General features: G+C 72.8%; 20 protein-coding genes and 1 other RNA gene. 4 read left to right on the forward strand and 17 right to left on the reverse strand.

Annotated elements, in window-relative coordinates:
• Positions 1–41: 41 nt before the first annotated feature.
• From G9H71_RS03790 to G9H71_RS03820, 7 genes are all read right to left on the reverse strand, one after another.
• Complete coding sequence (locus G9H71_RS03790; protein WP_166278013.1) at positions 42–1,100, reverse strand: spore photoproduct lyase family protein; 1,059 nt, start codon at positions 1,098–1,100, stop codon at positions 42–44.
• 1 nt (position 1,101) lies between these two features.
• Positions 1,102–2,172 carry an SPL family radical SAM protein gene (locus G9H71_RS03795; protein WP_166278016.1) on the reverse strand — a complete coding sequence of 357 codons (1,071 nt, stop codon included), beginning with the start codon at positions 2,170–2,172 and terminating at the stop codon, positions 1,102–1,104.
• Positions 2,173–2,249: 77 nt separating this feature from the next.
• Positions 2,250–3,200 carry a peptidoglycan recognition protein family protein gene (locus G9H71_RS03800; protein WP_166278019.1) on the reverse strand — a complete coding sequence of 317 codons (951 nt, stop codon included), beginning with the start codon at positions 3,198–3,200 and terminating at the stop codon, positions 2,250–2,252.
• Positions 3,181–3,774 carry a hypothetical protein gene (locus G9H71_RS03805; protein ID WP_166278022.1) on the reverse strand — a complete coding sequence of 198 codons (594 nt, stop codon included), beginning with the start codon at positions 3,772–3,774 and terminating at the stop codon, positions 3,181–3,183. Before G9H71_RS03805 ends, G9H71_RS03800 begins: the two co-directional genes overlap by 20 nt.
• Before the next feature lie 222 nt (positions 3,775–3,996).
• Positions 3,997–4,362 (reverse strand): hypothetical protein, encoded by a 366-nt coding sequence (locus G9H71_RS03810; protein ID WP_166278025.1) that lies wholly within the window; start codon positions 4,360–4,362, stop codon positions 3,997–3,999.
• Position 4,363: 1 nt separating this feature from the next.
• A complete protein-coding gene (locus tag G9H71_RS03815; RefSeq protein ID WP_166278028.1) occupies positions 4,364–6,070 on the reverse strand; it encodes a hypothetical protein in 1,707 nt (568 codons plus the stop codon).
• A gap of 151 nt (positions 6,071–6,221) precedes the next feature.
• Positions 6,222–7,094, reverse strand: a complete 873-nt coding sequence (locus tag G9H71_RS03820) for a GNAT family N-acetyltransferase (RefSeq protein ID WP_166278031.1) — start codon at positions 7,092–7,094, stop codon at positions 6,222–6,224.
• Between the two features lie 62 nt (positions 7,095–7,156).
• On the opposite strand from G9H71_RS03820, the gene tdh reads away from it, so the two are divergent.
• Positions 7,157–8,212, forward strand: coding sequence for an L-threonine 3-dehydrogenase (gene tdh / locus G9H71_RS03825; RefSeq protein WP_166278034.1), 1,056 nt, complete (start codon positions 7,157–7,159; stop codon positions 8,210–8,212).
• Positions 8,212–9,402, forward strand: coding sequence for a glycine C-acetyltransferase (locus G9H71_RS03830; protein WP_166278037.1), 1,191 nt, complete (start codon positions 8,212–8,214; stop codon positions 9,400–9,402). Before tdh ends, G9H71_RS03830 begins: the two co-directional genes overlap by 1 nt.
• A 61-nt stretch (positions 9,403–9,463) precedes the next feature.
• On the opposite strand, the gene G9H71_RS03835 is transcribed toward G9H71_RS03830, so the two are convergent.
• Both G9H71_RS03835 and G9H71_RS03840 read right to left on the reverse strand, forming a co-directional pair.
• Positions 9,464–9,700: a DUF7455 domain-containing protein gene (locus G9H71_RS03835; RefSeq protein ID WP_196791534.1), complete on the reverse strand. Its 237-nt coding sequence runs from the start codon at positions 9,698–9,700 to the stop codon at positions 9,464–9,466.
• A gap of 208 nt (positions 9,701–9,908) precedes the next feature.
• Positions 9,909–10,331, reverse strand: a complete 423-nt coding sequence (locus G9H71_RS03840; protein ID WP_166278039.1) for a hypothetical protein — start codon at positions 10,329–10,331, stop codon at positions 9,909–9,911.
• 237 nt (positions 10,332–10,568) lie between these two features.
• Between G9H71_RS03840 and G9H71_RS03845 the strand changes: the two genes are divergently transcribed.
• On the forward strand, positions 10,569–11,126 hold the full coding sequence (locus tag G9H71_RS03845) for a DUF3455 domain-containing protein (RefSeq protein ID WP_231134005.1): 558 nt from the start codon (positions 10,569–10,571) through the stop codon (positions 11,124–11,126).
• A gap of 111 nt (positions 11,127–11,237) precedes the next feature.
• On the opposite strand, the gene ssrA is transcribed toward G9H71_RS03845, so the two are convergent.
• Positions 11,238–11,607, reverse strand: a transfer-messenger RNA (tmRNA) gene (gene ssrA / locus G9H71_RS03850).
• 101 nt (positions 11,608–11,708) lie between these two features.
• A complete protein-coding gene (locus tag G9H71_RS03855; protein ID WP_166278042.1) occupies positions 11,709–12,842 on the reverse strand; it encodes a S1 family peptidase in 1,134 nt (377 codons plus the stop codon).
• A 240-nt stretch (positions 12,843–13,082) separates the two neighbouring features.
• On the opposite strand from G9H71_RS03855, the gene G9H71_RS03860 reads away from it, so the two are divergent.
• A complete protein-coding gene (locus tag G9H71_RS03860; RefSeq protein WP_166278046.1) occupies positions 13,083–14,948 on the forward strand; it encodes a hypothetical protein in 1,866 nt (621 codons plus the stop codon).
• Positions 14,949–15,008: 60 nt separating this feature from the next.
• On the opposite strand, the gene G9H71_RS03865 is transcribed toward G9H71_RS03860, so the two are convergent.
• The 6 genes from G9H71_RS03865 to ftsX all read right to left on the reverse strand — a co-directional run bounded on the left by G9H71_RS03865 (position 15,009) and on the right by ftsX (position 22,553).
• Complete coding sequence (locus tag G9H71_RS03865; protein ID WP_166278050.1) at positions 15,009–17,285, reverse strand: choice-of-anchor J domain-containing protein; 2,277 nt, start codon at positions 17,283–17,285, stop codon at positions 15,009–15,011.
• Positions 17,286–17,403: 118 nt separating this feature from the next.
• Positions 17,404–18,327, reverse strand: coding sequence for an NADP-dependent oxidoreductase (locus G9H71_RS03870; RefSeq protein ID WP_166278053.1), 924 nt, complete (start codon positions 18,325–18,327; stop codon positions 17,404–17,406).
• A 43-nt stretch (positions 18,328–18,370) separates the two neighbouring features.
• On the reverse strand, positions 18,371–18,853 hold the full coding sequence (gene smpB, locus G9H71_RS03875) for an SsrA-binding protein SmpB (RefSeq protein WP_166278056.1): 483 nt from the start codon (positions 18,851–18,853) through the stop codon (positions 18,371–18,373).
• A gap of 13 nt (positions 18,854–18,866) precedes the next feature.
• A complete protein-coding gene (locus G9H71_RS03880; RefSeq protein WP_166278059.1) occupies positions 18,867–20,072 on the reverse strand; it encodes a S41 family peptidase in 1,206 nt (401 codons plus the stop codon).
• A gap of 71 nt (positions 20,073–20,143) precedes the next feature.
• Positions 20,144–21,472, reverse strand: coding sequence for a peptidoglycan DD-metalloendopeptidase family protein (locus G9H71_RS03885; RefSeq protein ID WP_166278062.1), 1,329 nt, complete (start codon positions 21,470–21,472; stop codon positions 20,144–20,146).
• A 172-nt stretch (positions 21,473–21,644) separates the two neighbouring features.
• Positions 21,645–22,553 carry a permease-like cell division protein FtsX gene (gene ftsX / locus G9H71_RS03890; RefSeq protein ID WP_166278065.1) on the reverse strand — a complete coding sequence of 303 codons (909 nt, stop codon included), beginning with the start codon at positions 22,551–22,553 and terminating at the stop codon, positions 21,645–21,647.
• Positions 22,554–22,555 lie beyond the last annotated feature (2 nt).

Here is a 22,555-nt window from a genome sequence, read left to right on the forward strand (position 1 = left end):
ACGGTCGCAGATCCCCGGGCGGGGTGCAAGGGCGCTCGGCGTCAGAACGCGTAGCGCACGCGGCAGTACGGCAGCTTCTCGGAGATGAGGTCAGTGAGGGCGCTGACGTAGCGGCCCTTCTGGCCGGTGCGGTAGCGCACGTTCACCCCGCCGCTCTCGGAGCGCTTCGTCTGCTGCAGGTCGGGCCGCCAGAGCACCTGCTCGGCCTTCGGGTGCCAGCCGAGGTTGACCTCGTGCAGCGCCTGGTTGTGGGTGAGCATGATGACCTCGCACGCCAGCTGGGCCTTCGCCTGCGGGCCGATGCCGGCGTCGACCTGGTCCAGCAGCTCGGCCCAGTCCTCGAGCCACCCGTCGTGCACGATGACGGGACTGAAGTTGAGGTGCACCTCGTAGCCCGCCTCGACGAAGTCGTCGATCGCGGCGATCCGCTCGGCGACGCGTGAGGTGCGGATGTCGACGAGCCGGGAGACCCGGTCGGGCATCAACGAGAACCGCACCCGGGTGCGCCCCTGCGGGTCCCAGTCGAGCAGGTCGCGGTTGACGTGCTTGGTCGCGAAGGACGCCTTGGCCGTCGGCATCAGCCGGAACAGCTCGACGAGGTCGCGCACGTTGTCGCTCACGAGCGCGTCGACCGAGCAGTCGCTGTTCTCGCCGATGTCGTAGACCCACGCCTGCGGATCGCACTGGTTGGGCTCGGTCTTGACGCCCTGGCGCTTGACGTGGCGCGCGATGTAGCCCGTGATCGCGTCGATGTTGGCGAAGGCGGTGATGGGGTTGCTGTAGCCCTTGCGCCGGGGCACGTAGCAATAGGCACAGGCCATCGCGCAGCCGTTGGCGGTGGAGGGCGCGATGAAGTCCGACGAACGGCCGTTCGGGCGTGCCGCCAGCGACTTCTTGACCCCGAGGACGAGCGCCTCGGTCTTGATGCGCACCCAGCGGTCGACGTTGGCCTCGTCGCCGTGCAGCTCGGGGATGTTCCAGTGCGAGGCGACCTCGACCCGCGTGGCGTCCGGCCAGCGGGCGAGGATCTCCTGCCCCCGCGGCAGCTCGGCCGCCGCGGGCTCGACGTAGATCCGGCGTACGTCCAGCAGTGCGCTCATGTCACGTCCAATACAGGAATCGAGCCTCGGGCAAGCGCGTCGCCAAGGCCTCGTCGAACCACGAGCGCAGCTCGTTCATCACGGGCGCCGGGTAGACGTGCTTCACTGCCCCGAACTTGCCGCGCTTCTGCCGACGCAGGTCCTCGTCCATCTCGAGCTTGGTGCGCGGATACCAGCCGAGCAGCACTTCCTTGCTCTTCGGGGTGAAGCGGTGCGTGATGAGCTCAGCGGTCAGGTCGAGCTGCGGAACACCCGCGACGGCCGCCGACACCGCGTCGAGCAGCGCGGCGTACTCCTCGCGCCAGCCCTCGACGGGCATGATCGGCGCGATGGTCAGCCCCACCGGATAGCCCGCCGACGCGAGGCGGCCCAGCGCGGACAGCCGGTCCTGCGAGCGCGCGGTGCCGCCCTCGAAGCGCTCGACCGACGCGGCGTTGACGGAGAACCGGACCCGGGTCCGCCCGTTGTGCGGGAGCGCCAGCAGCGGATCGACGCCGTCGAACTTGGTCGTGAACCGCAGCTGGACGGGGCCGCCGAGGTCCTGCGTGCCGAACCGGGTGATGGCGGCCGACAGCGAGCCGGTCAGGTGCTCGATGCCCAGCGGGTCGGTGTAGCAGGAGGCCTCGAACGTCGTGCCCTCGTGGCCGCGCTCCTCGGTCCCGCTCGTGACGGCGCCGCCGCCGACGTGCTGCGGGACGGCGTCGAGGATCTCGTCGAGGTTCGCGTAGGCCCGGGTGATCGGCGGCCCGCCGAGCGAGCCGGCAAGGTAGCAGTACTGGCAGTGGGCGGGGCACCCCTCGGCGAGGTCCACGCGCCAGTCCGCGCTCGGCGGGATGGGCTGCAGCTTGCGCTTGGACGGCGGCGCGACGACCACGGCGAGGGTGGACTTCGCCAAGGCGTACGCCGACCGCGGGTCGTCGCCGCCGAGGCTGGGCAGCCGGTCCGTCCGGAGCAGCTGCACGTCCTCCACTCCGGCGGCCGCGCAGCGGTCCACGATCTGCCGTCCGTGCGGGAGCTCGGCGGCGGAGCGGGTGACGAGCACGCGCTTCGGCAGCCAGGTCGATCGGGTCACGGATTGTTCAACGCAGGAGACGATGGGGTACGTCCCGGTCCCGCCCGCTCAGCCTGTGACGGTCGCCACGCGCCCGCTCAGCCTCCCCTGCGGCCGCGCAGGGCGCGAACCGCGGCGGCACCGGCGACTGCGATCGTCCCCGCCCCCGCCGCCACCGCCAGCTCCCCGAGCGGGAGCCCGCCGTCCTCCTCCTCCGGCGGGGCGGCGGCTGAGGCCGGCGTAGGTGCCGCGGGCTGCGCGCCCGACGGCTCCGGAGCGGCCGACGGGCGGGCCAACGCCGGCGCGGGCGCGGAAGGGCTCGCGGAGGCGGTGGACCGGGCGGGGGCGCGCAGCGCGCTCACGTCGGCTCGGTAGCGGCCGAGCTGCCGGTAGACCGTCTCTCCGGGGCACGTGGTGAGCGACATGTCCCGGTGCCCGGCGATCGTGGGCGTGGTCACGGAGCGCCCCTCCGGCCAGCGGTTGGAGCCGCGGGAGACGAAGCGCGCGGTCCCGGGCACGTCGAGCGCGTAGCGGTCGGCGAGCACCGCCAGCAGCGAGACCATCGCCCGCTCGGCCGCGGGGGTCGGGGGCTCGCTCGTGTGGTCGCCGATGTAGCACGCCAGCTGGCTGAAGCCCTGCGTCCCGCCGGTCGCGCTCGGCATCACCGGGCCGGCCAGGCTGCCACTGCGTCCCTCCCACACCCGGCCGAAGCGGTCGACCAGGAAGTTGTAGGCGAGGTCGGGCCACCCCTTGTCCGGCCCGGTGTGGAAGCGGAAGAACGACCGGAGCGCAGGGGCGACGTCCCCCCTGCCGTAGTCGTTGGTGGAGGCCGTGTGGTGGACGAGCAGGAAGCGCACGTCGCCCGCTGCTTCCCGCGGGAGCGGCCCGCGCGGAGGAAGCCCGCGGGCCCAGCTGTCGCGCGGGAGGACGCGCAACGGCCGGCGAGGCGCCGCGGCGGCGGGCAGCTGGGCGGCGAGCGGCAACGTGGCCGCGGCCAGCAGCACGCTGCGCCGTGAAGGGGCTGCGCGCTCAGGAGGAGAGGTCGTCATCGGGGCACTCCTCTTCCGTCCCCACGCAGCGGGGATAGGGCACCTCGATGCCCGGGACGACGTCGCGCAAGGCGTTCGCCTCCGCTCGCGCCTCCGCGAGAGTGCTGTGCACGCCGGCCGCCGCGACCCAGTAGCCCGGCCGGAGGTTGCTGTAGTCGTCGGAGCGGAAGACGAGCGCCTCGTAGCCGGCCGCCTCGATGTTGCGCGCGTCCTCGAGTGCCGCCTCATGGCCGCCGTCCGCCGCGGTGTTGCTGCTCATGACGACGGTGTAGAACATCGACGTCGGAAGCGCAGATCCGGCGTCTGGCGCCGTCGTCTCCGGCTCCGGCTCCGGCTCGGGAGGAACGGCCTCGGTCGGCTCCGCGAGCGACGGTGCGGGGTCGGGGACGTCGACGAACCCGTCGTCCATCGGGGCGGTGTCGGGGTAGAGCTCCTCCTCGCCACCTGGAGCGCCCGCGGCAGCACCGCCGACGGGCTCGGCCGTCGAGGCGGGCTCGTCGTCCCCGCCCCCCAGGGTGAGCACTCCCCCCACGACCAGGACCGCTCCGACGAGCAGCGCGGCGACGATGGCCACGACGTTCGGCCGCCTGGCACCGCTCGGTGTGCGCGGCCCGGCCGGCCCGCCATCGGCGAACCCGACGGTCGCGGAGGGCGGCCTCCCCTCGGGCGGCACGGGAATCGGAGAATTGCGCTTCGGGAGATCGCTCGGCGTGGGGAGCATGACCCAGCAGTTCGGGCAGAAGCGGACGGTGGCGTCGGCGACTGCGGCTCCGCAGTTCGTGCACGTACGCATCGCTCACCCCGCCAGTCGGCCGAACGCCTCGCGCATGGCGGCCAGCGCGTCGGAGACGCCGGCGACCTCGGACAGGTTGCCGCTGACCATCGACGCCAGGGTCGTCACCTCGGGCGACCGCGGGTCGTCGTCGAGCGTCTCGAGCAGCCGGCCCAGCTGCGAGCGCGCGGCGAGCGCTCCGGGGTATCGGTCGTACTCCGGGGCCGCCACGAGCCGGGCCAGCTCGCGCGTACGGGCGAGCGCCGCCTCCGTGCCCGGGTCGGCCCCGACGTTGACGCTGGCGCCGTGCCCGACGGCGGCATTGCCCGAGTTGGTGAAGTCGCCGCCGACGTAGACGCCGCTGTTGGCCGCCGGTGCCTGCCGCTCCACCTCAGGCCCGCCGTCCGCTCGCAGCGCCCGCCGGCGCCCCGCCCGCACGAGCGCCGGCGCCCATGCCGAGGTTGCCGCTGTTGTTCACGTTGCCCCCGACCCACACGCCGTTGTTGACCACGTTGCTGACCTGCTGCACCAGCTCGCCGGTGGAGTAGCCGTGGCGCACCAGCGTCTGCTGCACCGCGTCGGTCAGGCGCTCGACGACGACCTGGATGTGGCGGTGGGCGTCCAGCGACTGGAAGAACAGCCGGTCGAGCGAGGCGTTCGCGTAGGACCCGAGCTCGCGAACGCTGCAGGTCGCGCCGTAGTCGTACGCGAGGTGCGAGCCGATGTCGGACGCGGCCCGGGCGGAGGCGAGCTCCCGCCGCAGCGAGCCCACGAGCTCCTCGGTCAGTCGGACCGGCGCCCTGACGATCGTGCGGGCGAGGAGGCGCAGAGCGGTGTAGCCCGCGCGCGCCACTGCCGTGCCGTCGAGGCGGTGGTAGCCGTCGATCGAGCGGTACAGCGGCAGGATCGGCGGGAGGACCGTGGGAACCATCTCGATGTAGAGCGTCTTCCCCTGGATCGCCACGTACGCGAACACGGTCACGGCGACCTGCCCGTCCCAGGAGGTGATGCGGGCGCTCTGGTAGTGCCGGACCGCCCCTCGGACGCCCAGCGACAGCTGTCGGACCTCGGCGGCGTCCCGCTCGGCCTTGGGGCTGTGCGTGCGTCGGTCCAGCGCGGGATGGTCGGGAGGTAGCAGCCCGGCCACGAAGACCCGGTCCTCGACCACGAGGTTGTTCACGCGCTCGTTCGGCGGAAGGCTCGGGTCCCCCAGCGAGAGCAGGGCCGCCTGCATGTCGTCGTAGAGCTGCGCGGCCGTCAGCGGGGCAGGCGCCGGGCGCCCGTTGTTCAGCGACACCTCCGCCGGCACGAGCGGGATCGCGAAGCCCCAGGGTGTGTCGGCGGAGCCCGACCCGACGAACGGGTTGTGCGGCCGCAGCTCCGAGTAGACGGTCACGTTGCCCCACTGGGCGCGGTCGATGTAGTCCAGCCGCGGGGACAGCGCGCCCGGCTCCGGCGGCGCCTGCGTCGGGTCGAACCGCCCGGGGCTCAGCTCCTCGACGATCACCCGGTGCGCGACGACGCGCTCGGCCCAGCAGACGGCCCAGAGCGCCAGCAACAGCAGGGCGAGGCCGCCGAGCGTACCGCGCGAGAGGCTCTCCGACTCGTCGTAGCCGAGGTCCGAGCCGCCGTCGAACAGCTCGAGGCCACCGGAGACGACGCTCACCGTGAGCGGGAGCACGAGGAGGACGGCCGCCAGGGCGACACCCAGCCCGACGAGGGTCTGATGGCCCTGGGCGGCCCGCGTGCCGCGCGCCCAGCTCGTCAGCACCACGGTCGCGACGAGCACGATGAAGAGCGTGATCGTCAGTGTGAAGGCGATGACTGCGCTGACCAGCAGGAGCAGCAGCACGGTCGCGTCCCGGGCCATGAGCCGTTGCCGGGCCGCGAGGCAGTGCCGGAGCACCGGTGTCACGTCGACGCCGTGCGACGGAGCCACCGCGCGGAACGGCTGGTAGACGATCTCGTCGAGGACCCGGCGCGTGAAGCGCTCGTTCAGATGGGCCGCCGCGCAGAGATATCGCGTGGCGGACGTCCTGGCTGCACTCGCATCGACCACGAAGCCCCCCGGAGCAGATCGCTGCGCGAGTGTCGTCACTCGCGTCAGCGGACGTCGACGTCGGGAACGTACCGTCGTCCCAAGATCGAGTCCGGCGAAACCGGCATCTCGGGACGTGAGCGCTGGCCGGGAAAGGCCGCTCACCTCACCCGACGGCGTGCGAGGGCCTGCGAGATACGTGGGCCGAGGGTCAGAAGTACCAGCCGTTCGCGATCCAGGGGCCGGGCGGGCGCTCCATGCCGGAGACGAACAGCGGCCCGGTGGGCGCGACCGACAGCCGCGCGGTGAGCGCGACGCGCACTGCCCAGTCCTGCTGCGCGGTCAAGCAGGAGATGTGGGCCTTGCCCTCTGCCTGCGCGAGCGCACGCCACAGCAGCGCGGTCGCCGTGCGCTCGTCGGTCGCCCCCAGCATCGCGACGCGATCGGAGCGGCTGACGACGTACCCCGAGCCGTCCGGGCTGTCGATCACGTCCAGCCGCGCGCCGGTCGCGAGCATGAACTCCACGTCCTCGCGGCGCGACCCGCGCAGTGAGACGTCGACGCGCTCGACCAGGTCGAGGTCGTCCTCGTCCCCCGCCCGCCCCGGCAGCCCGGCCGGGATCGCGGAGCGGTGGACCACGCCGTCAGCGTTCACCGCCGGATGGATGTCGAGCCCTGCGAGCGAGTACCTGCGCAGGGCGCGCGGGTCCGACGACGTCATGATCATCCGCAGCTCGGCGCCGTCCGCGTACGCCAGCGCCGTCTCCAGCAGCCGGCGCCCCACGCCCTGGCTCTGCGCCGACGGGTGCACGAAGAGCATCGACAGGCCCCAGAACGGCCCGCGGCGGATCGCCTCGGCGATCCCGACGACCTCGCCGTCGCGATCGGCGACCCACGCGCCCGCGGGGTCCCGCTCGATGAAGCGCCGGGTCCCCCGGTCCATGACCCCGCGCTGCTCGTCGCTCGGCGGCCGGTAGTCGTCCCCGGGCCGGCGCTCTGCGGCCCGGTCGGCGGCGTCCACCACGGCGGCCACCGCCTCGACGTCGTGCACGGTCATCGGGCGCAGGTGCACCATCGTCGGCATCTCCGTTCCGCAGGCGAGGTAGTAGTAGAACGCAGGAGTCCGCGCGGACGGCCGGAGGTCAGGTGAAGGCGCTCTACAAGGCTGCGGCCGCGCCGGGGCTAGAGCTCGTCGACCGGCCCGAGCCCGAGCCGGGCGAGCACGAGGCCAAGGTGCGGGTGCTGCGTACCGGCATCTGCGGGACCGACCTGCACATCGAGTCGTGGGACGCCTGGGCCGCCAACGCGGTGGCCGCCCCGCTCGTGCCCGGCCACGAGTTCTGCGGCGAGGTGGTGGCGGTCGGGCCGGGCGTGCAGGACGTGCGCGTCGGCGACCTCGTCTCCGGCGAGGGCCACGTGGTCTGCGGCACCTGCCGCAACTGCCGGGCCGGGCGCCGGCACCTGTGCGTCCGCCCGTCGTGCATCGGGGTCAACCGGGACGGGGCGTTCGCCGAGTACGTCGTGCTGCCGGAGGCCAACACGTGGGCCCACGTGGGCCTGCCTCGCACTGAGCAGGCGCTCGACATCGCCGCCGTCTTCGACCCGTTCGGCAACGCGGTGCACACCGCGCTGTCGTTCCCGCTCGTCGGTGAGGACGTGCTGATCACGGGTGCCGGGCCGATCGGGCTCATGGCTGCGGCGGTCTGCCGCCACGTCGGCGCCCGGTTCGTCGTCATAACCGACGTCAGCGCACCGCGGCTCGAGCTGGCCCGGCGGATGGGCGTGGACCTCGCCGTCGACGTCTCCAGGACGGCCGGGTCGGACGCGATCGCGCGGGCGCAGCGCGAGCTCGGGATGGTGGAGGGCTTCGACGTCGCGCTGGAGATGAGCGGCCATCCCTCGGCGCTGCCGGACATCGTCGCGAACCTCAACCACGGCGGCCGGATCGCGGTGCTCGGGCTGCCGAGCGAACAGGTGAGCGTCGACTGGGCCAAGGTGGTGTCGCACATGCTGACCATCAAGGGCGTCTACGGCAGGGAGATGTTCGAGACCTGGTACGCGATGAGCGCGCTGCTGCGGTCCGGGCTCGACATCTCCGCGGTGGTCACGGACCGCGTGCCGGCGCGCGACTGGGCGGAGGCCTTCGCGACTGCTCGGGGCGGGGCGCACGGCAAGGTCGTGCTGGACTGGACGGAGATCTGATGTACGGGACCGTGCGTGAGCAGCTGCGAGAGACGCTGGACGAGATCCGGGCCGCCGGGCTCTACAAGGATGAACGCCAGCTCGCCTCTCCCCAGTCGTCCCACGTCGTGACAGGCCCCGGGGAGGGCCGCCAGGTATTGAACTTCTGCGCCAACAACTACCTCGGGCTGGCCGACCACCCGTCCGTGATCGCTGCGGCGAAGCAGGCCCTGGACCAGTGGGGCTTCGGGATGGCGAGCGTCCGGTTCATCTGCGGCACGCAGACCCAGCACACGAAGCTGGAGTCACGAATCTCCGAGCTGCTGTCGACCGAGGCCACGATCCTCTACTCCTCCGGCTTCGACGCCAACGGCGGGGTCTTCGAGGTGCTGCTGGACGACCGCGACGCGGTGATCTCCGACGAGCTCAACCACGCGTCGATCATCGACGGGATCCGGCTGTGCAAGGCACGGCGGCTGCGCTACGGCAACCGTGACATGGCCGCCCTGGAGGCCCGGCTCGAGGAGGCAGCCGGAGCCCGCCGGCGGCTCATCGCCACCGACGGCGTCTTCTCGATGGACGGCTACCTCGCGCCGCTGGACGAGATCTGCGACCTGGCGGACCGCTACGACGCGATGGTGCTCGTCGACGACTCGCACGCCGTCGGCTTCGTCGGGGCGACCGGCGGCGGGACGCCGGAGCACTTCGGCGTGCAGGGCCGGGTGGACGTCCTCACCGGCACGCTCGGCAAGGCGCTGGGCGGCGCGTCCGGCGGGTACGTCAGCGGTCGAGCCGAGATCGTCGAGCTGCTCCGCCAACGCTCCCGGCCGTACCTCTTCTCCAACGCGGTCGCCCCGGCGGTCGTCGCCGGATCGCTCGCGGCGATCCAACTGGTCAGCGGGACCACCGAGCAGCGGGAGGCGCTGCGGGACAACACGTCGCTCTTCCGCGCGCTCATGGCCGAGGCCGGCTTCGACGTCCTGCCGGGCGAGCACCCGATCTGCCCGGTGATGTTCGGCGACGCGGTCCTGGCGGGCCGGATCGCGGAGGCCATGCTCGCGGAGGGGGTCTACGTGATCGCGTTCTCGTACCCGGTCGTGCCGCAAGGGCGCGCCCGGATCCGCGTGCAGCTGTCGGCCGCGCACTCCGAGCAGGACGTGCGCGCCTGCGTGGCTGCGTTCATCGCCGCACGGGCAGCGGTGCAGGGGTAGAAAGGCGACGGCGGCGGCCACCGCAGAGGGTGGACGCCGCCGTCGTGTGCGGGCTTCGGGGTCAGCCGTTGATGAGGTGCGTGTCGTCCCGGACGTCGGCGCCCTGAGCCGCCAGCGCGGGGGCGTGGCTGCGGCCGTGGTGGCCGCAGAACAGCAGCTCCGAGCCCGAGGGCATGCGCACGCGGATGTACGCCTGGGCGCCGCACTGGTCGCACCGGTCGGCGACCTTGAGCGGGGCGAGCCCGCTGACAGCCTCGTCCACCGCCGGGACGGTGGCGGTCGTGGTCGCGCTCGTCATGCCGATTCCTCCACGTTGTGCGGGCCGTGCCCGCGTTCGGTGACTCGAGGTGTGCGCCTCGCTGGGGGTGCGACGCGCTCCTCCCCGCTGTCACAGGACACAACGCCCCGGCCGTCGACCGGCTTCCGTGCGATGCATCACGCCGCGAGGAGGTGTGGAGCGCCGTCGGGCGTCATCGGCACGCCACAGCGGGAGCGGCGCCGCCGGGCTACCGCACGCGGAGCACCGGGCTCTGCAGGTCGGTGATCTTGTGCCAGCCGCTGCCACGCTTGATCCAGATCACCGAGCAGTTCCACGAGCAGCCCGAGGGGGCGTACGCCCGCTCCTCCACGGTCCGGTTGGAAGGCACGTAGTAGCCGTCGACGTCGGCACAGCCCTTGCTCCGGCCGCTCTGCCCGGGCGCGACGACGAGGCTCGCGCCCCACTGGTCGTTCCAGTTGCAGGTGAGGGTGAGCGAGTAGTAGCTGCTGCCCGAGTTCGTGACGTTGCCGCAGATGCGGCCGACCGAGCAGAGCGGGCCGGCCGCAGCCGGCTGCGCGGTCAGCGCGACCAGCGCGCCGGAGGCCAGCACCCCCGCGGCCGAGGCGACAGCCGTCGTCCTGCCGAGCTTCTTCCCGAGCGTCGTCCTCATGGCGTTCCCCTCTTCCGGGCGCCGCGTCGTTGCGGCGCCCGGACAACGTCGCACAGGAACGGGGACTGATCCAGAGGCAGATTCCCGCTCACAGGACGCGAGCAGGGGGCGAGCACCGGCCACGGCGCCCGAGAAAGGTCTCGGGCTCCAGCCGATGACTGCGCAGCTTTCCGTCACTAGCGTCGCGAAGCGACGCAGCCGTCCGACTGCCGTCACCCATAGCTCCTGGAGGCCTTCATGCTGGCAATGCTTCCCGGCCGTCGCGCTCTCTCGCTCGGGCTCGGCGCGGTGGCCCTGCTCGCCGCCGCGGGAGTCGGCGCCGACAGCTCGACCGCCGCGGCGCCCGCCGCGAGCCCCACGGCGCTCGGTGGCGGCAAGCACAAGGTGCCGGAGGCGGTCCGGGTGCCCGCCGGCAACCGCGCCGTCGCCACCATGGACGCCAAGGGCGTGCAGGTCTACCAGTGCACGGCCGGGACGTGGACGTTCCTCGAGCCCGCCGCGGTCCTCGGCCACGGCTCCAGGACCGCGATCCACTTCCGCGGCCCGAGCTGGGAGTCGACGCAGGACGGCTCGCTCGTCGAGGGGTCGGCCGTCGCCTCCTCCCCCGTCCCCGGCGCCATCGCGCAGCTGCTGCTGAAGGCGACCCGGACGCGCGGCAGCGGCGTCTTCGGCGCCGTCACTTACATCCAGCGGCTCGAGACGAAGGGCGGGCTCGCGCCCACCGGAGCGTGCCAGGACGGGGAGACCCGCGGCGTGCCGTACGCGGCGGAGTACGTGTTCTTCGCCCGGGCCTGAAGCTACCGGGACGACGAGCGGCGGCCACCAGGCGCTGGTGGCCGCCGTCCGCGTACGCACGACGATGCCCGCCGCACCAAAGCAGGTGCGGCGGGCATCGTGGCGGTCTGTCTGTGGAGGTGGCGGGAATCGAACCCGCGTCCTTCGTCGTGGAACCAGGGCTTCTCCGGGTGCATCTCGTGAGGCGATTTTCTCGGCCCCGACCGGTCCACGAGCAGACCTGTCGACGGGCTCAGTCACTGTTTGATGTCCCGCCGCACCCCGTGACCGGGTGCGACGGTGAAGCCCCCTAGCTGATGCAAGCGACCGGAGCGGGAGCACCCCCGGGCTTGCAGTCGCTCTACGCTACGTCAGGCAGCGAGAGCAACGGTGCGCTGAGAATTGGCACCTATTGGTTCCTGGGCATGGTTAACGAGATCATCCCAGGATCCTCGACCCGCTTCCCCTGGCTCGACATCCGAAGTCGAGACCAATCACCCCCTGTGCAGTTGTCAAGACACCGACCGGAGCCGGAGCCCGGACACGTGGTGCAACGCACAGTCTAGCCCGGCCATTCCCCGCCCGGCCAGCGATCTCCCGTGCTCAGGCGGTCCGCGAGAGCGCGGGGACGGCGACCCGCAGCGTGCGGGTGGCCTTGCCCGCCCCGGAGACGGCCGTGACGACGCAGCGCAGGGTCGCGCCGGCGTCCTGCGGCACCACCTGGTGGACCGGGGCGTCCTCGAGCCGCACCTGGCCGCGGAACCACGCCTGCGTCACCCGGGTCGCGTTCGCGGTCCAGGCCCCGGGGTCGCAGGTGACCGCGCCGCCGACCACCGCGTCGCCTCGAAGGGCGGGCGCGCGCGTCGCGACCGGCAGTGCCCGGTTGGCGGTCGTGGCAAGGCGGCGCAGCGAGCTCGCCGCCGTGGAGAGCCAGTGGGTGTAGTCGCCGACGCTAGTGAAGACCGTCGGCAGGTCCTGGTCGCATCCCTCGGCGCCGAACGACGTCACGCCCACGAGGTAGCGAGTGCTCCCGCGGCCGACCACGAGCGGGCCGCCGCTGTCGCCGTTGCAGCCGCCGGCGTAGCCGCCCGAGGCGAGTGGGCGGCCGGCGGCGATCATCGAGCGCTCGGCAAAGGCGCGGCCGAAGACGTCGACGACAGCGTCGGGAGCGGTGCGCAGCGTCGCCGAGCGGAGCCGGCCGATGCGGTCGCGCTCGTCCAGCCCCCAGCCGTAGAGGCCCAGTGACAGCTGCCGGCCGGCCTTCACGCTGCGCGCGAGCGCGGCGCTGCCCGCGGTGGCGTACGACGGCAGGTCGAGCGGCAGGAGCGGGCGCAGCACCGCGATGTCGTCGCGGAAGCGGCCGGACCGGTAGCCCGGGTGGTCGGTGATGGCCTCGACCGGCACGCGCTCGCCCTGGCCGAGCCGCTTCGCATCGGTCTCGACGTAGAAGAAGCCCTTCTGCTGCACGCAGTGCGCCGCCGTCACGACGACCTGCGGGGCGATGGCGGTCGCCGTGCAGAGGAAGCGGACGGCGCCGGTCGCCTTCGCGCCACGCCAGAGGCTGAGCGCCCACGGTGCGCTCGTCCCGGGCGAGCCCACGACGGTCCCGTAGGTCACGGCCGACGCAGGCGCGGCCGGCCCGAGGACGGGGAGCAGCGCGAGCGCGGTCAGCGGCGCGAGCAGCAGCGCCAGCCCGCGCCGACGAACGGACCGGACGGACGAAGCACGCACGGACACCAAGGCCTCCCATCAGCCCCCACACCGGGACTGAACGCCCAGCCTAGGTGAGGAGTGCCACCCGTCTCGGGCACCTGCGGGCCTTCAGTCCGCCCTTGCTAGCCCGGGCGGGTGATTGCCCGGACGCACGTTCACCGGGACGGCGGATACGCGCCGGTCGAGCCACCCCCGATGCCCAGATCACGACGGTCCGAAACCGCTCGTCGTCGACCTGCTGCCGCATCCGGAAGGCCCATCCTCGTGACTGCCTCGCGCCGCGCCGCCTCCGCCGCCCTCACGGCGGCCGCCGGGATCCTGGCTCTCGCGACCGGTGTCACGGGCCTGTCCGCCGGCCTCGGCTCCCCCGCCGCCGCCGACTCCTCGTACGCCGCGATGAAGGCGCGCTCGGAGGCGGCCGTGAGCGTCAACGCCCACGGCAGGAACAGCGAGGGCTACGAGGGCGACGCCGCGCCCGAGGGCATCGACGTCCACGACGAGGTGCCGACCGAGACGCTCGTCGAGCGCGCGGCCGCCGTCGCCAGCGGCGCGGACAGCGTGAGCTCCGGCCGCGCGGGCATCGGCTGCTCCGACGACGGGCAGTCCGGCAACCGCGTGCAGGTCGTCTACGTCGTCGCGAGCGACCGTCCGGACCGCTTTTCCGCCGTCTCGGGCCTGCTGCGGTCGTACTCCTCCGGCGTCGACTCGGTCATGCTCGCCAGCGCCATGGAGAACGGCGGACGCCGCCAGGTGCGCTGGGTGCACGACTCCTCGTGCGAGCTCGTGCTCGAGCACGTCGTGGTCGGCGCGAAGGACGACGACAGCTTCCCGGCGCTGACCAGCGCGCTCAAGGCGATGGGCTACAACCGCCCGGACCGCAAGTACCTGCTCTACACCGACGCGGCCGTCCTCTGCGGCGTGGCCAACGTCTACGCCGACAACACCCCGCTGTCGAGCAACGCCAACAACGGCCGGTTCCCGCAGTACGCCCGGGTCGACGCCCCCTGCTGGGCGGCGAGCGACCACAGCGTCGAGGCGCACGAGCTGACCCACACGCTCGGGGCGGTGCTGTCCTTTGCGCCGCACAAGTCGGCGGCAGGCCACTGCACGGACGAGTCCGACGTCATGTGCTACGTCGACGGTGCCGGCGTCAAGCTCACGCAGTCCTGCCCCACGACGCACGAGAAGCTGCTCGACTGCAACGGCGACGACTACTTCAACGTGAACCCGAAGCCGGGTTCGGCTCTCGCGCAGAACTGGAACGCCGCCAACAGCTCGTTCCTCTACGACCCGCCCGCCCCGGTGCTCAGTGGCGGCGCGTACGACGGCACGACCGTGAGCGTGAAGCCGCAGGTCCGCTCCGGACAGGGCTGGACGATCTCGTGGGCGGGCGCCGGCTGCACGGTCTCCGCCGCGCGCACGGCCTCCACCTCCCCGAAGGCCGCGACCGTCGGCGCCGCGTGCAAGCCCGGCGGCACGGTGAAGGCCACGCTCAAGCAGGAGGACGGCCGTACGGCCCAGGTGGTCGTCACCGCCGGCGGGGCCGCGGCTCCGGCCGCCCCCTCGACCGGCACCGGGACCGGCACCGGGACCGGCACTGGGCCGGCACCCGCCACGACGGCGACCCTGTCCGCGACCGCGCGGGCCGCGAGCATCGTCGTCGGCAAGCAGGCGGTCGTGCAGGGCACCCTGGCGTCGGGCCAGGCCGGCGTCCCCGGCCTGCGGGTCGACCTGCAGCGCCGCGCCGGGTCGGCGTGGGGCCGGGTGGCGACCGCGTACACGAACAGCCTCGGGAGCGTGTCCTTCTCCCAGCTGCCCAGGGCGACGACGACCTACCGTCTGGTCTTCGCGGGCGGCAGCGGCCTGGACGCGCTGTCCAGCTCCGCGGTCACGGTCAAGGTCGCGCCGAAGGTGACGGCCCAGGCCAAGGGGCTGCGCGTCACCGGCACGGTGAAGCCCGCGAAGCGCGGCACCGTGGTCTCGCTGGTGAAGGCCAGCAAGAAGGTCGCGACGAGCCGCACGGACGCCCTCGGCCGCTTCGTGCTCAAGGCCCCGAAGGGCGGCAAGGGCTACACGGTCGTCGTCCCGGGCAGCAAGGTCGTCCTGCGCAGCGCCCTCTCCGCCCGCTGAGGGCGGACGGAGAGGGCGGGCCAGGCGGCGTCAGCCGCGTGGCAAAGGCACAGAGCGGCGTCAGCCGCCCGGCTGCAGGACCCCGTTGACGCGCAGCTCGTACGGCGCCAGCTGCGTGACCTGCTCGGTCGGCTCGTCGTAGGTCACGATCGCGGCGACCGTGTCGACCGACGGGCCGAAGAGCGAGCGGATCTTCCCGCCGCGCAGCTGCCCGTCGAGCTCGTCGTCGAGCTTCATCTCGACCAGGTCGACCTTGCTCCCGTCCGAGGCGTAGCCGATCACCTGAACCGTGAATCCTGAAACAGGCACCGGGACGAGCTCGGTCTGCGAGGACCACCCCGCGGTCGTCGAGCCGTCGCTGACGAGCGTGCCGCCCACCGTGACGTCGTCGACCCACCAGCCCTCGCCGTTGGTGTTGACGTCGGAGATGTAGCGGAACGACAGCATCACGGTCTGCCCCGCGTACGCCGAGAGGTCGAACGTCTCGGTCTTCCAACCGCCCTCGCCGTTGAAGCCGGGCAGGTTCTCGACCAGCTTGAGGTCGGCAGCGGGATCGAGCTCGGTCACCGTGTCGGCGTTGCCGAGGCTCGTCCAGGTGCGCGCCCCGTCGGTCGAGACCTGCACGAAGCCGGAGTCGTAGCCGGGCTCGGTGCTCCACTTGGTGGCGAAGCTGAGCGTCGGGCTCGAGGCCGGCACGGTCACCTGGCGGATGATCGCGGCGTCGAGGTTGTTGTCGTTGCCGCTCCAGAGCGCCGGGTTGCCCGGGCGGTCCGGCGGGTCGGCGTCCACGGTCCACTGCACCGGCAGCGAGTCGAGGCTGGTGCCGCCGTCGAAGTCGATCGACTGGACGTCCGAGGCCCGCAGGTAGGCGCCGGAGGCGTTGCGCAGCCGGACGTAGTCCGAGCCGTTCGGCGGCGCGCCGGGGGTGTCGTACGCGTCGTTCTCGTCCCAGTTGACGGTCGAGTCGAGCGATGGCGTGGAGTAGCGGCGCTTCAGGGAGCCGTACGCCGTCGGAGAGCGGTCCAGGACGCCGTCGAGCGCGTTGAGGGCCGCCCACTCGTGCACGAGGTCTGCGGGTGTCGCGGACCGCCCTTCGGCCTCGAGCATGTTGGCGACGCTGTCGAAGCCGTTGTCCTCGTCGTTGTGCAGCCGCGAGATCGCGTCGACCCCGTAGCGGTCGTGGACCATCTGGAAGAACGTGAACGCGGCTCCGTAGTCGGCGAGCGTCTCGTCCTCGCCCTGGTCGCCCCAGAGCGTCAGGCTGTTCTCCGGGCCGCACTCGGCCCTCGGGTTCGGGTTGGCCGGGGTGGACGTCCCGAGCCAGCCGAGGAAGCACTGGGTGTGGTTCTCGAAGGCGATGTCGGTGACCGGGACCGCCGGGCGGAAGTAGCCGGTCAGCCAGCCGGCGACGTCGGACAGGCCCTCGTTGACCCAGCTGGACTCGTCGGGGTCGGTATAGCCCATCAGCAGGTGCTGGTACTCATGGGCGAAGACGCCTTCGTACAAGTTCGGCCGGGCCGGAGCGCTCGTGCAGTTGTTGCCGGGCACGGGCTCGTTCGGCGGGTTGGCACCGGTGCGGTGCGCCCAGTCGAACGCGTCGATCGTCATCACGTTGCGGTCGGTCAGTGAGTTGATCGCCGGGGAGAAGAAGCCGGCGATCTGGGTGAGCGCCCGGCTGTTGTCGTAGTCGTAGAAGTGCTCGTCGCGGACGTTGTCGATGAGCGTGACGATGTTGTCCCCGGCACCGCTGGTGTCGCCGATGGCGCTGTCCGCGCCGGCCCGCTCCTCCGGGACGCTGAAGACCTCGGTCTCGAGGGGGTAGATGTTGTTGTCGAACTGGTCGATCAGGTAGTCGACCTGCTCCTGGCCGATCGTGGTCCGGTTGTTGCGGCAGTCGCCCGGCAGGAACTGCGTGTCCGTCGACGGGTCCTCCGCCGGCTGCGAGCCGACCGCGACCCACACCTCGATGTGGTCGCCGACCCCCCGCAGCTGGAACCGCTTGAGGTAGTACCTGCCCTTGTAGTCGTCGAGCGCGACCCAGCTGCGGATCGTCCCGACAGGCGTGTCGTCCGCGGCCGCCGCGGAGGACCGCCCCTGGGCCCGCAGCGCGCCGCGGGCGGCGAGGCCCGCCGCGCTGTCGGCGATCTTGCGGCCGGACTCGTCGTAGACCGGCAGCTTCGAGCTCGGCGACGCCTCGCGGACGGCGACCTGCGCGGCACCACCCGGCGCAGCGGGCGCGGCCGCCGACGTCGACGACGGCAGCCCCAGCACGGCGACCGCCCCCGCGACGGCGAGGGAGACGGTGGCCCGGGATGCCCGGACCGAAGACAAGCGCATACGACCCCCCGAAAGGGACCCGTGCACCGTGGAGGGGCCGGCGGCCCGGCGGGCACGATAGGCGTTTCCTACCGTGTCCGCGCGAGCCGGACAACCCGGGGCAACCAGCTCGTTCGGGTCACACGGTGACGAGGATCTTCCCGTGCACGTGCCCCTCCGCGCTGCGCCGGTGCGCGTCGGCCGCCCGCTCGAGCGGGAACGTCTCGTCGACGACCACGCGCAACGTCCCCGCCTCGAGGTAGCCGACCAGCTCGGCCAGGTCGCCGCTGGACGGGCGGACGAAGACGTACCGGCCGCCTTTGTCCTTGACCGCCGGGTCGATCACGCTCACCACGCGGCCCGGGTCCGACACCAGCTCGGGCGACACCTCGAGCGCCTCCCCGCCGACGAAGTCGAGCGCCACGTCGACCGGCCCGCCGGCGAGCTCCCGGACCCGGTCGGCGAGGCCGTCGCCGTACGCCACCGGCTCGCCGCCGAGGTCGCGGACGAGCTGCGCGCTGGACTCGCCCGCGGTGCCGATGACCCGCGCGCCGAGGATCCGGGCCAGCTGGACGGCGAAGGTCCCGACCCCGCCGGCGGCGGCGTGGACGAGGACCGTGTCGCCCTTCCCGACGCCGGCCGCACGCAGCGACTGCAGCGCGGTGAGCCCGGCGAGCGGCAGCCCCGCTGCCTCGACCAGTCCGGTGCCGGCCGTCGGCGCCTTGGCCAGCGTGCGCACGGGCGCCGGCACCAGCTCGGCGAACGTCCCCCACTGGACGTCGTCGCGCCGGACGTAGCCGACGACCTCGTCCCCCTCGGCGAACTCGGTGACCGCGGCCCCGACGCGCTCGACGACGCCGGACACGTCCCATCCCGGGACGATCGGGAAGTTGTGCGGGAACAGCGCCTGCAGATAGCCCTCCCGCACCTTCCAGTCCACCGGGTTCACGCTGGACGCTCGGGTGCGGACCAGGACGCTGTCGGGGCCGACGGGCGGCTCGGGCAGGTCGACGAGCTGCAGGACCTCGGGGCCGCCGAAGCGGTCGTACGCGATAGCTCTCACGCCGGGTGCCAATCCCCGGGCGGGCTGCGCCTATTCCTGGCCGTCAGCCGACGCGGTTGCGCCGCCGGGCCGCCGACACCGCGCGGTCGGCCTCCCGCTTGGCCTGCTTCTCCATGAGCGTCTGGCGCTTGTCGTACTCCCGCTTGCCGCGGGCGAGGGCGAGCTCGACCTTGGCCCGCCCGTCCTTGAAGTAGAGCGAGAGCGGCACCATCGTGAAGCCGGTCTCCTTGCTCTTGCCGATCAGCTTGAGGATCTCCAGCTTGTGCAGCAGGAGCTTGCGCGGTCGGCGCGGGGTGTGGTTGTTCCACGTGCCCTCGGTGTATTCCGGGATGTGCACGTTGAGCAGCCAGACCTCGCCGTCGCGCACCTCGGCGAAGCCGTCGACCAGCGAGGCCCGTCCCTGGCGCAGCGACTTCACCTCGGTGCCGGTCAGCACCATGCCGGCCTCGTAGGTGTCCACGATCTCGTAGTCGTGGCGCGCTTTGCGGTTCTGGGCGATGTTCTTGCGCCCCTGTTCCTTGACCATCAGGGGGTCGAGGCTAGCGCGCGGCGCGGCTGGACGTCGGCACGGGCGCGGGGGTACGCGCTGCCCGTAGGCCGCGCAGCACCTCGACGGCGCGCCGCTCGGCCACGTCCGGCGCCTGCCGTGGCGACACGGCGATGTCGGGCGTGACGCCGGTCCCGTCGATGTCGCGGCCGCTGGGCGTCCGGTAGTGCCCGACCGTCAGCTCCAGCGCCGAGCCGTCCGGCAGCTCGGCCCCCTCCTGCACCGACCCCTTGCCGAACGTCCGGGCCCCCACGACGACCGCGCGCCCGCGGTCCTGCAGGGCGGCCGCCACGACCTCGGCCGCGCTGGCCGTCCCGGCGTCGACGAGCACCACGAGCGGGGTGGTCGTGTCGCCGTCGCCCACGGCGTCCAGCCAGCGCGGCTGCTCGCCGCGGCGCTCGTAGCTCACGACCGGGCCGCCGTCCAGGAACGCCGAGGCCACCTCGACCGCCTCGTCCAACAGGCCGCCGGGGTTGCCCCGCAGGTCGAGCACGAGCGCGTCGTGGTCCTGCCGGGCCTGCCCCAGCTGGTCGCGGACCTGCCGGCCCACCCCCCGGGTGAACGCGCCGACGCTGACGACCCGGGTCTGCGCGTCGAGGGCCCGCCCGGCCACGTCGCGGGTCTCGAACGTCGTCCGGACCAGCGTGAGCGTCCGCCGGCCGGTGCGCTCGCCGGCCAGCTCGAGGCGTACGGACGAGCCGTCGCGGCCGCGCAGCAGCGACGCGGCGCGCGAGACCGACCCCGGCCCCTCCCCGTCGATCCCGAGCAGCACGTCCCCGACCCTGACCCGCGCGTCGTCCGCCGGCGAGCCCGGGGTGACGCTGCCGACCACCACGCGGCCGGCGCCCTCGTCGGCGTCGCGCAGCCAGAGGCCGACCCCGGTGTAGCGGCCCTCGAGCGCGTCGGCGAACGACGCGTACTCGCTCGGCGGGTAGTAGCTGGCCCAGCGGTCGCCGAGCGCGTCGAGCATCCCCTGGATCGCCGCCTGCTCGAGCGTGGAGCGGTCGACGTCGCGCGCAGCCCCCGTCGCGATCCGGTCGGCGGCGGCGGCCACGGGGTCGGCGCTGCGCGAGGCCGTGGGCGTTCCGGACGAGCCGCCGCCGTCGGTCAGGGCGCCGGTGAGCAGGCCCGCCGCGTACGCGAGCAGCAGCCCGGCGACGATGCCGCCGACCCCTGCCGCTCGGCGCAGAGACCGCATGTGACCGAAGTCTACGGAGCCCGGCCGGGCTCCGTGGCGTTCACCGTGCGTTCTGCGTGCCTTCTCCCGGGCTAGAGCCAGCCCATCGGGTTCGTGACGGCGCCGTTGACGTAGACCATGAAGTGCAGGTGGCAGCCGGTCGAGTAGCCGGTCGAGCCGACGTAGCCGATGACCTGGCCGCGGCTGACGTGCTGGCCGGCCGAGACGGCGAACCGCTCCTGGTGGCTGTAGGACGTCGAGAGCGCGACGCCGTTGACCGTGCCGTGGTCGATGGCGAGCTGGTTGCCGTAGCCGGTCAGGCTCTGCGCCCAGATCACGGTGCCGTCGGCGGCCGCGTGGATCGGGGTGCCGCACCCGACGCCGAAGTCGGTGCCGTCGTGCAGCTTGTAGACCCCGGTGACCGGGTGCACGCGCATGCCGTAGGGCGAGGTGATGGGGCCGCTCACCGGGTGCGACAGGGCGCCGCCGCCGCTGGACCAGCTCCCGCCACTGCTGCCACTGCTGCCGCTGCTGCCGCTGCTCCCGCTCGAGGACGAGCCGCCGCTGCTGGAGCTGCGCTCGCGCTCGCGCTCGCGGGCCGCCGCGGCGGCGGCCGCCCGGCGCGCCTGCTCCGCCCGCTTCTTGATGAGCGCGCCGAGCTGGGCGGACTCGGCCTGCATCTGGGCGAGGCGCCGCTCCTCGTCGGCCTTCTGCGACTCGACCGCGGCCTTCGCCGACGCCGCCGACGCGACGAGCTGCTCGACCTCGCGCTGGGCCGACTCGGCCTCGGCCTCGGCGGCGGCCTTCGCCTTGACGTTCAGCTCGGACTGGGCCTTGAGGTCCGCGATCAGCTCGCGCTTCTGCTGGACCGTCACCTGCCGGGACCGGATGTCCGCCCGGGTCGCCGACAGCTGCTGCAGCGCCTGGCCCTGGCTGCGCAGCGCGTCCTGCATCAGCACGAGCTTCTCGGTGAAGTCGCCCGGCGACTCGGAGCCCATGACGACCGAGAGCGTGCCGATGCGCCCGCTCTTGTACGCCTGCCGCGCGATGCTGTTGACGGTGGTACGCCCCTCGGCCAGCTCGGCCTGGACGTCCTCGAGGTCCTGCTCGGCCTTCGCCTCCTCGTCCTGGGCCAGCGCGAGCTTGGCCGCGATGGCCTCGTCGCGTCGCTCGGCCTGGTCCAGCGCGGTCTGGGCGGCCTCGACGCGCTTGCGCGCGGTGCCGAGCTTGGCCTCGGCGGTGCGCAGCGCCTCGACCGCGGCGCTCAGCTCGCGGGCGGTGTCGGCGAGGTCGTCGTGCAGCGCGTCGATCGACGCGTCGACCTCGCGCTTGCGGTCCTTGTCGTCGGCGCTGGCGATGGGCAGGGAGCCGACCGACACCGCCGCCAGGAGCACAGCGAGCAGGGCGGGACGCAAGCGCACGCGAGGGACTCCGGGTCTGTCCGGGGGCAGAGGCGGAACCCTTGATAGCAACGCCGCGCCGCATGCGCGTGGAGGCGCGCCGTAGTCACAGCGGTCTCACAAGTCACAGCAGTTGCGGCAGCGGGTGCGACGCGGCGGCAGGGGACCGACTGCGCGCCGCCCCGCGCCGGGGTCAGACCCGCAGGTAGCGACGGAGCGTGAAGAGCGAGGCCAGCGACGCGAGCACCAGGCCCAGGCCGAGCACCCAGGGGACGACCGCCCAGACGTCGCTCCACCCGATGAACGGGATCGCCGGCAGCTGCGGGACCGCCTGGTCGACGATGATGAACTGCTGGAACGCGACGATGCTGCCGACGGTCAGCCCCGCGCCGACCAGGCCGGCGAGCGCGCCCTCGATCAGGAACGGCAGCTGGATGTAGAACCGCGACGCCCCGACGAGCCGCATGATGCCGGTCTCGCGGCGGCGGCTGAACGCCATCACCCGGATCGTGTTGGAGATCAGCAGCATCGCGGCGAGCAGGGTGACGCCCGCGACGATGTAGGCGCCGATCTGCAGCCGGCTGACGATCGCGAAGAACTTGTCGAGCAGCTCACGGCTGTCCTCGACCGAGTCGACGCCGGGCTCGCCCTGGAAGCGCGAGGCGATCACGTCGTACTGGGTGGGGTCGACGAGCTTGACGCGGAAGGAGTCCGGGATCGCGTCGGTGCTGACGTTCTCCGCGATCGGCTGGCCCTCGAACATGTCCTTGAAGTTGGAGTACGCCTGGGCCTTGGACTCGTAGTAGACCCGCTCCACCTCGGGCATCCGCTCGAGCTGGGCGCGCAGGTCCTCGCGCTGGGCCTCGGTGGTCTCACCGCCCGCGCAGCCCGTCGAGGCCGACGGCTCGGCGGTGCAGAGGTAGATCGAGACCTCGATCTTGTCGTACCACTCGCCCTTCATCGTGTCGACCTGGTGGCTGAAGAGCAGGCCGGCGGCGAAGAACCCGAGCGCGACCCACGTCGTGATGACCACCGCGAGGGTCATGGTCATGTTGCGTCGCAGGCCGATCCCCACGTCGGCTGCGATGACGCGTGCGCGCACGG

This window comes from Motilibacter deserti (assembly GCF_011250635.1).
GTDB classification, from domain to species: Bacteria; Actinomycetota; Actinomycetes; order Motilibacterales; family Motilibacteraceae; genus Motilibacter_A; species Motilibacter_A deserti.

Coding starts and splice junctions, on each gene's coding strand:
- G9H71_RS03820 (WP_166278031.1), bottom strand. CDS start 7,094: ATGCCGACGATGGTGCACCTGCGCCCGATGACCGTGCACGACGTCGAG.
- G9H71_RS03880 (WP_166278059.1), bottom strand. CDS start 20,072: ATGCGGTCTCTGCGCCGAGCGGCAGGGGTCGGCGGCATCGTCGCCGGG.
- G9H71_RS03800 (WP_166278019.1), bottom strand. CDS start 3,200: ATGACGACCTCTCCTCCTGAGCGCGCAGCCCCTTCACGGCGCAGCGTG.
- smpB (WP_166278056.1), bottom strand. CDS start 18,853: ATGGTCAAGGAACAGGGGCGCAAGAACATCGCCCAGAACCGCAAAGCG.
- G9H71_RS03835 (WP_196791534.1), bottom strand. CDS start 9,700: ATGACGAGCGCGACCACGACCGCCACCGTCCCGGCGGTGGACGAGGCT.
- G9H71_RS03790 (WP_166278013.1), bottom strand. CDS start 1,100: ATGAGCGCACTGCTGGACGTACGCCGGATCTACGTCGAGCCCGCGGCG.
- G9H71_RS03865 (WP_166278050.1), bottom strand. CDS start 17,285: ATGCGCTTGTCTTCGGTCCGGGCATCCCGGGCCACCGTCTCCCTCGCC.
- G9H71_RS03840 (WP_166278039.1), bottom strand. CDS start 10,331: ATGAGGACGACGCTCGGGAAGAAGCTCGGCAGGACGACGGCTGTCGCC.
- G9H71_RS03830 (WP_166278037.1), top strand. CDS start 8,212: ATGTACGGGACCGTGCGTGAGCAGCTGCGAGAGACGCTGGACGAGATC.
- G9H71_RS03845 (WP_231134005.1), top strand. CDS start 10,569: ATGCTGGCAATGCTTCCCGGCCGTCGCGCTCTCTCGCTCGGGCTCGGC.